Below are 8235 nucleotides of genomic sequence, written 5' to 3'. Positions count from 1 at the left end.
CATCTTCTTCCATCACAAGGTGTCCACCTATTTTGGTGGACACCTCATGCATCAGAGCACTCAACAGCAAAAGGTGCGGGGAAATTCGCGCTTACCGTCGTTGACGCAGAATGTGTTAACGCGACGCCTGATTACACGGAGGGCCTCAGATATCGAAACTGCGGTGGTCTTTTTCGCGTGATCATCCAGATATCGGCAGACTTCAGTCACGACCCTTGCATCATGTCCGGCCGAGCGGCACTTTATCTCCGCGTATCGACGGGCCGGCAGGCCGAGCACGATCTTTCAATCCCAGACCAGCGTCGCCAGCTGCGGGCCTATTGTCAGGCGAAGGGGATTGCTGTGGCGACGGAGTTTGTTGAGCTAGGTGCATCGGCGACGGATGACAAGCGGCCCGAATTCCAAAAAATGATGGACGCTGCATCGCAACGGCCTGCGCCATTCGACATAATCTCTGTGCATTCGTTTTCACGGTTCTTCCGCGACCAGTTCCAGCTTGAATTCTACGTCCGTCGGTTGGCGAAGAACTGTGTTCGGCTGACGTCGATCACGCAGGATCTAGGTGATGACCCCATGAGCACGATGATGCGCCAGATCATGGCGCTATTCGATGAATATCAGTCCAAGGAGAAGCCAAGCACACGCTTCGAGCTATGCGCGAAAACGCCCGGCAGGGTTATTGGAATGGTTCCCGGCCACCCTACGGCTATAGGATCGTGACCGCCGAGCAACGTGGCACCCGGACTAAAAAGAAAATCGAACCGAACCCTCTGACCGCCGACCATGTCCGCTTGATGTTCCGTTTGGCGCATGCGGGCGATAGTGATCACGGCCCGATGGGAGTGCGTCAGATCGCTAGCTATCTAAACAATCGAGGGATTCGGACACAAACCGGAGGACAGTGGGGTCTCGGCGGAGTGCATCAGGTTCTAACGCGTACAACCTACATCGGGCGACATCGTTTCAATGTCAGCGGCAAACGGAAAGGTGTTGAGAAGGCGCCGGAAGATATCATCGATGTTGCGGTGCAACCGATCATCGAGGAGGACGAATTCAACGCGGTCCAGGATCTCCTCAAGTCGCGAAGTCCGCAATTGCGGGCGCCGCGATCCGTGAACAGTCCGACGCTGTTGGGCGGCGTTGTGTTCTGTGAGGACTGTGGAGGTGCTATGACTTTGCGCACCTCGGGAAAGGGCAAACAGTATCGATACTATACCTGTTGCACGACCGCCCGACAGGGGCATAGGGGCTGCAGGGGCCGAACAATGCCGATGGAGAAACTCAACGATTTAGTCGTGAATCATGTGGATCTGCGGCTATTGAACCCGGCTAGACTTGAGGAATTGCTGTCCGGGTTGTTGCGTCGGAGGGCAGAGCAAGTCGATCGCGAGAAGGATCGGGCGGGTGATCTACGACGACAAGCCGCCGACGCTGAAGGGAAGCTCACACGACTCTACGAAGCGATCGAGAACGGTCTGGCCGATTTAGCCGATAGCAACCTCAAGGGAAGAATCGCCGAATTGAAAAGAATTCGGGATGCGGCCAACGCCGACGCTGAGCGCGCGGAGCACCGAGACAGCCAAGCGATCGAAATTACCCAAGAGGCTGTTGCGCGGTTCGCAGAAGGGGTCAGGCAGCGACTGCGGGCTCAGGACGGAAGCTTTAGGCGTCACCATCTGCAAACGCTGGTGCAGCGGGTTGAGGTTGGAGCCGACCGGATTCTTATCAAGGGATCAAAGGCTACACTCCTGCAGACGCTTGTCACGTCTAGAGGAAACCCCAGTGTGCATACGGCGGGGCACGACGTTCGCAGTTTTGTACTGAAATGGCTCCCCGGGCCGGATTCGAACCAGCGACCAACCGGTTAACAGAGGTTTTCCACTGATATGTGATAGAACTGTGTGAGACGGCATGAAACGGTCAACGCTTTGTCCCCAATGAGAAAATCGGTTTCGTAGCCATTCACGTTGTCGCATTCTGTATCGACCAAGCGCGCAGTATGGCGTAGATCACTTCGTAGATCATGGAACCGGTTGGTCGGGGAACACAATGCCGAAGGTCGAACTCACGGACAAATTCTGCCAAGCCGCGAAAGTCGGAGAAGGGCGCAAAACCGACTATTTTGATACCAGTACCACGGGACTCTGTCTGAGGGTATCGACTGGCGGGGCGAAGGCTTTCTTTCTCGTCTACACGAAGCCGGGGACTGACAAACGCGCCTAGTTGAAACTTGGCCGATACCCCGATTTGAAGTTGGCCAAGGCACGTGAGAAGGCGAAGGACTCCCGCGGCGATGTCACGGATGGCACCGACCCGATTGCCGAGAAGAAGGCCGCCGCTGCATCGATGACCGTAACCGATCTCGTTGAGAACTACGTGGCCCGACATGCGGCGACCAAGCGAAGCGGAGACGAGATCGCTCGGCGGCTGCGGAAGAACGTTTCGGGTCGGGATGGCGACGGAGCGAAAGTCGAAGGAGCGTCGACTGGCTGCATAGGTGGTGTGAAGCTGTCTGAGTTGCATCGGCGCGACGTCACGAAATGTATCGACGCGGTGAAGGATCGCGGCGCTGGCGTCGAGGCCAATCGGCTTTTCGAGGATTTGCGTGCGATGGTGCGCTGGGCTCGCGCCCGTGGCGATCTTGATGACAACCTGACCGATGGCATGAAGAAGCCCACGGAGACAGTGGAGCGTGATCGCGTTCTGTCCGCTGACGAAATCAAGACAATGTGGAAGGCGCTGGCGGATGCCGACATGAGGGAGTCGACGCGGCGAGTTATTCGGCTTTGCTTGGTCACTGGCCAGCGCGTCGGCGAGGTCTCCGGCATGATGCGCGGCGAGATCGACCGTGAGAAGCAGATTTGGACGATCCCGGCTGCACGATCGAAGAACAAGCGCGAGCATGTTGTTCCGCTTTCCGGCATGGCGCTCGAAATCATCGGGGACCAGCTTGCCGAAGTCGAAGCGTTGTCAAAGCGGAAGGAGAGGGCGGTGCCGTCCTTCGTTTTCCCTGGCCCTGGCGCCCGTGCAGCGGTGACTGGCGCGGCCATCGCGAAGGCCATCAAGCGGGAGGAGGTCATCAAGCGTGGCGCAGCGACCATCATGGGGATGCCGCCGTGGACATGCCACGATCTTCGACGTTCGGCCGCGACCCATATGGAAATGCTCGGCGTCTCGCCTTTCGTGGTTGGGCATGTGCTGAACCACATAAGCGCAACGAAGAGCACGATCACAAGCCGCGTCTATGCCCGCTACGACTATCTGAAGGAAAAAACCGAGGCGCTGGAACTCTGGGCCGGTCGCCTGACCGGAATCATAGCGGGTGGTGCTGAGATCGTCCCGATCGCTGGGAGGGCGGCCTGATGCGCGTCGTTTCCAAGGGAACCGGTATCACGGCCACAACGGAAACGCTGATTGACGGCCCCGAAGATCTTCAGGTGCTTGTGGACTGGTCTGAGGATCGGAAACGAAAGCTCATTGAAGGGGGCGAATTCGGTGCAGCGACTTACGATCCCGTCGCATTATGCAAGGGTATCTTAAATGCCGCCGGCCGTGGCCCGTATATTGAGGACAGCCCGGCCGATCTTGCGAAGCGCATCCTAGAATATCATGCGGACGCCAAGCGATTCATTGTTCAGGGCAATGCTGATCTTGCCGCAAGGTTCGCCTTCCATGCCGGTGACTTGTTCGCCCGTGCTGACATCAAATGGGCATGGGAGCGTGATGCGGTCCGCGGTCGGAAGGCGGCCGACGCTCTCCGGATGGCTGCCCGAAGCGGAAACAATTCGCGTCGACAGGCGAGAGCGCCAGATTTCAAAGCGTGGAACGAAGAAGCCAATAGGATATGGGCGCAATCACCTTCCCGGCTGTCCAAACATCGAGTTGCTGAGTTAGTCCGCGACAGGCTTCAACTTGTCGAAAAGGTCGATACGATTGCCCGCCGTTTAAAGAATGTTGGGAAGGCTCGCTAAGCGTTCCACATTTCCCTGAGCGATGTTCCTCGCGTCAACATGAAACGCGAGGCACCACAATGAAAACCATCAATCCTACGGATCTCGTCGACGAGGCTGGCGCATGCCGCCTAATCGGCGGCGAAAACACTCCGATTCATCGGTCGTCGCTCTGGCGCGGCATCAATGCCGGCCGCTACCCCAAGCCGCTGAAAATCGGTCCTGGCACCAATCGATGGCGCGTGAGCGAACTCGCTGCCGTTCTTGAAAAGGCAGCAGCCGAACGTGGCGAGGCCGCGTGATGAGCCGCGCCAATGAGCGAACTCATGCCGAGGCGCCCGGCCCGAAAGTAGGCGCCGATCACTTCACAATCGCACACGAGCCCGACGGGCGCTGGGCGCTTCGGATCTGGCGCGGCGGCACCGCTATTGAGCAGGAATTATTTGGCTCCAGGGGCGAGGCTTTTCGAGCGTGCGAGCGTCTGACCAAGGGCGGATTGGTCGGTGTTGCTTTGGGGGTCGAGAGATGACAGCGACCCTACAACGAAACCGCCGCCCGGAGCGAATCTCGGAAGGTGATCAAAAGCGAACGAGCGGAGAATATTGGACGGCGCAACGGCCGTTGCTGCCAAACCTATGCGGGCGGTTCGGTCTCAGGTTCGGCGAGGCAATCCGAGCCATTCGGCTGGCTCATGAATATCGGAGCGACCGATGAGCGCAGCGGCGAGGCGGTGGCTTGATCGGCAGCGAGTCGAAGATGGAACCCTGTTGATGGTGCTGCGCATCCTTGCCGATTCGGCCGACGTCGCGGGTTGCTGTGTTCTATCTCAAGCGGATATCGCTCAGTGGACTGGGCTGGCCGAAAGGTCTGTTCGTGGGTCGATTGCGCTCCTGGAGCGTGCCGGCATACTGACGCGCGAGCGGCGCAGTCGCGGAGGTCGCGAAGGGCGGGTGCCGGACTCGACGCGCCTTCAGATCGGCCAAAATTTCGACCTGCCGAAAGCGACGATAACCGACCTTCGAAAAGGTGGGGCAACCGAAATTGTAACCGGCAGCGAATGCCGGGAGCAGCAGGACGTTGTAACCGGCATATTGCTCCGGTTGCCCCATGAGTTGCAACCGGCACATAATGCCGTTGCCCCAAGTCCCTCGCGCGCGGATGAAGAATATATACCCTCTCCGGAGACGTCTAAAACGCGCTGGTCGGGCCGAGTATGGCGCGAAGGAAAGCATGGCTCATGGAGAGCCCGAGTTCGCCTTGACGGCGTCGACATGAACATCGGACGCTTCAAGTCGGAAGCCGAAGCGGCGTGCGCCCTGCGGGACGCGCTCGCCGACGTCGAGCACGCAGCGAGTAATCGTGCGGGCACACCACGAAACTCGCAGCCGAGAAACTCTGCCAACGGCGAGTCGTTGGGACAATGGCTGTTCGGCGATCCACCGCGAACCCGTAGCTTGAGGGGATCCTATGTCCGTTAGGCCAGAGCCTCGTGGCAGAGAGCCCGATACGAGTCGGGCTCCGGCTCGCAAGCTCGCCCCGCTCGCAAACTCGCGTTGCCGGCCGATGCCGAGCTATTTTATTTATCATGGCCTCTTTTCGCCGCAAGCGGCAAACAAAGCACCGCCTTCATGAAGGCATTAGCTCTACGTTTCGCGCGCGCGAGGAAAAACTGAAATTCAACAAAGGAGCGAGCCACGCCAGAGAAGGAAATAACCGATGACGAAAACATCTGACCTAGGCTAGACTAGGCTAGGCCGTGAACTCATAAATCTGCCGGGTGGACAGCTCGCCAGAGTCCGCTATGCCCAGATAGCGGCCAAATTCTGCAACGCCGCGAAATGACGCGATGGGCCACAACCGGACTCCCGACCAACTGAATTGCTGATTGGGACCACGTTTGTTGGACCAACTCGCCTTCCATCACAAAACGGCGCTCCGTGGGTCCTGTCGGAACCAGATGAAACGTGCCGGCTCCCTTGAGCTTCTCCAATTTGCCTGTCCCGCCCACAACCTGCCACACGCCGTTATCCAGGAGCTTTGGCTTGCCGTCGGGACCAGGGACGAAGACGGCCTGGATCGTCCATTTGATGTAGGCTCTGTCTAATCCCCTTTGGTGAATTCAAGATAGCCGTGCGGCTCGCCGCCAACGCCAGGCACGATATCGTGAGCGCCATATTCCTGAACGGCCGTCCCAGCAAGCGCACCCTGACTTTCGGATTTGCCTTCACGCAGGACGAGAAGGAAGAAGTGCTTGCTGGCATCGGCGAAGTCGAGTCGAATTGCTTCTTTCTGCGTGACCAGCGCATCGAACTTGACGGGTTCTGCTCCTGCAAACGATGTCATGCCGGCACCGATCACTGCGATTACCACCAGTTTTGCCACGTGAATTCTCATTTTGCGATCCTCCCATGGAATCACCTCCCCCGCATACGCGATGCTTCCTTGCGCCCAAGGACGTCCGAACTGCGAATGCTGCTAACACCGACAAAAAATGAATGTGGATCAAATTTGAAAGTGCGATGCTCGCCGATAGCATGATCGCTGCTCGTTCGCCGGAACGGCAAGGTCGGCTCCTGCCGGTCCGCAAAGGCTTCGGCGAAAGCACGGTCCAGGTCCGCACACGGCGCGGCGTGCATCACTATTATCGCTTCTCGGGCAAGGCACCAAAGAATATTCGCCTGCGAATATCGCGATCGACTTCAAGGCCGGACCGAACGAATACGTGCTGGCTGCTACCAGCGTCCGCGCCGACGGGGCCGAATATATCGCGATTGGCGAGGCGCTTTGCGATGTTCGTGCTCTTTCCGAATTCGTGGACCGCCGGCCATCGGAGGTACCCGAAGCCCATCCCGCCAGCGGGAGGGCAAGTATCCCGAAGGGCGCCCGAAACGACCAACTTTTCGCGCGCGCAGTCGCCTACTCCCGTACCGCGTCGACCTACGAGCAATTGCTTGCGGATCTACTGCAGATGCGGACAATCATGTTTGACTCGCCGGAGGATTTTTCGGACGCGGAAGTCGAGAAAACTGCGAGGTCGGCTTGGGGATACCGCAAACGCAACTCGCTGTGGGAAGGCAGGCACTCCGCAATGATGCTCCGGCGCGATCGGGTGCTTGCACGGCCGAACGGCTGCGAAGCGTGGAGTCTCTACTCGCTGCTCCAGAGCAACCACGGACATATCCAGGGCAAGCGCTTCAAGATCGCTTCGCCTTCAATCCCGAAGGCTGGTGTGCTTCCACTTTCGAGGAAACTGATCATCCGGGCATCGGACATCCTCATCGAAGAGGGATGCCTATTCAGGGTTGGTTATGAGGGCAGAGCAGTGCTCTACCAGCTAGGTTGGGGACACAAGGTAGCGGGGAAGGATGGGGGGAGGGTGTAGTATTACATAGTGTCCCCCACAGGACCAATGCTCAGAGTAGTTAAGGGCGGCCGACAGCGTAGGCGGGTGCGAGCAACCCGAAGGAAGAAACCGATGAGCGCATGACGAAGGGGTAGGAAATAGCCGATTTTACACGTGGCAAGATTATCGGTTATTTCCTTCCAAGCAACCTTGCTCAGCCAGGACGCACAATTCGCAACGCAGCAATCTGATCCTCAGTCGGTGCCACGCGTTTCGCACTCTGAAGGCAAAGCCGATCTACGGTTTGGGCCTCGCGCGGATAAAGGATGTCGCCGTAGCTAAGATCGCGGAGTGTACTCCTAAGAACCTCGGAGAGGTCCGGCCGGTCCGACGCTAGGTCGGAAATAACCTCCTCTTTGGTCAATTGAATGTCGTCAAACCAACTGGGCACGTTCGTAGCCACGCGATCACTTGCGATGCGGCGTGTCTTGGCCAGCGCCTCCCGGACGCGAAGCTCGTCACAACGCTGCTGATAGCTCAAACCCCGGGCTCGCCGATCATCATGAAAGGCGGTGACCATACGGGTGTGGCCATCATCACCATTCAGCTTGTCCTCTACCCAAGCAATGATTGGTCCGTGCAGGATCACAAACCCGAGTATTACGAATGCTGTCCAAATCAATATGTCGACCATCACAAGCCTCCAGTGTTCGAGCCGAGTGAAATCGGAAATAAACGACTTGGCAAGACAATTTTTCAAAGAAATCAGTGACTTGAACCTTTAATCGAGCGTGAGAGGATAGCTTGAAAGCGGAAGCCGAGGCCCCTGGCACCATGTCGTTAAAGATGCAAAACCTAACGCTGGGACCGACCGGTGCCCATTTTTATAGACAGTCTGAAAAATTACCTTTTCGGATATTACCGATAAGTGGCAGTCTTAAG

The 8235-nt window shown here is 57.8% G+C and carries 9 protein-coding genes; 7 read left to right on the top strand and 2 right to left on the bottom strand.

The window, feature by feature from the left end; translation table 11 throughout:
• The 6 genes from NKJ40_RS17285 to NKJ40_RS17260 all read left to right on the top strand — a co-directional run.
• The coding region (locus NKJ40_RS17285) for a recombinase family protein (protein ID WP_352467043.1) at nt 1-720 on the top strand (720 nt) is incomplete at its 5' end.
• Complete coding sequence (locus NKJ40_RS17280) at nt 717-1868, top strand: recombinase family protein (protein ID WP_352467042.1); 1152 nt, start codon at nt 717-719, stop codon at nt 1866-1868. The genes NKJ40_RS17285 and NKJ40_RS17280, both read left to right, overlap by 4 nt.
• Nucleotides 1869-2223: 355 nt before the next feature.
• Nucleotides 2224-3363: a tyrosine-type recombinase/integrase gene (locus NKJ40_RS17275; RefSeq protein WP_352467041.1), complete on the top strand. Its 1140-nt coding sequence runs from the start codon at nt 2224-2226 to the stop codon at nt 3361-3363.
• On the top strand, nt 3363-3971 hold the full coding sequence (locus NKJ40_RS17270) for a hypothetical protein (RefSeq protein WP_352467040.1): 609 nt from the start codon (nt 3363-3365) through the stop codon (nt 3969-3971). Before NKJ40_RS17275 ends, NKJ40_RS17270 begins: the two co-directional genes overlap by 1 nt.
• Nucleotides 3972-4030: 59 nt before the next feature.
• Nucleotides 4031-4252, top strand: coding sequence for a helix-turn-helix transcriptional regulator (locus NKJ40_RS17265; RefSeq protein WP_352467039.1), 222 nt, complete (start codon nt 4031-4033; stop codon nt 4250-4252).
• 408 nt (nt 4253-4660) lie between these two features.
• Nucleotides 4661-5428, top strand: coding sequence for a helix-turn-helix domain-containing protein (locus NKJ40_RS17260; RefSeq protein WP_352467038.1), 768 nt, complete (start codon nt 4661-4663; stop codon nt 5426-5428).
• A 622-nt stretch (nt 5429-6050) separates the two neighbouring features.
• Here the strand turns inward: NKJ40_RS17260 and NKJ40_RS17255 are convergent.
• Nucleotides 6051-6344 carry a hypothetical protein gene (locus NKJ40_RS17255; RefSeq protein WP_352467037.1) on the bottom strand — a complete coding sequence of 98 codons (294 nt, stop codon included), beginning with the start codon at nt 6342-6344 and terminating at the stop codon, nt 6051-6053.
• Nucleotides 6345-6672: 328 nt separating this feature from the next.
• Between NKJ40_RS17255 and NKJ40_RS17250 the strand changes: the two genes are divergently transcribed.
• Nucleotides 6673-7332 (top strand): primase C-terminal domain-containing protein, encoded by a 660-nt coding sequence (locus NKJ40_RS17250; protein WP_352467036.1) that lies wholly within the window; start codon nt 6673-6675, stop codon nt 7330-7332.
• A gap of 175 nt (nt 7333-7507) precedes the next feature.
• Here NKJ40_RS17250 and NKJ40_RS17245 read toward each other — a convergent pair whose 3' ends face one another.
• Entirely contained in the window at nt 7508-7987 is a 480-nt protein-coding gene (locus NKJ40_RS17245; RefSeq protein ID WP_352467035.1) for a hypothetical protein, read from the bottom strand.
• Between the last annotated feature and the right edge of the window lie 248 nt (nt 7988-8235).

Source organism: Mesorhizobium sp. M0119, assembly GCF_040322615.1.
Taxonomy (GTDB): domain Bacteria; phylum Pseudomonadota; class Alphaproteobacteria; order Rhizobiales; family Rhizobiaceae; genus Mesorhizobium.
The sequence above is the reverse complement of the archived record's forward strand: the minus strand, read 5'-3'. Positions and strand labels throughout refer to the sequence as shown.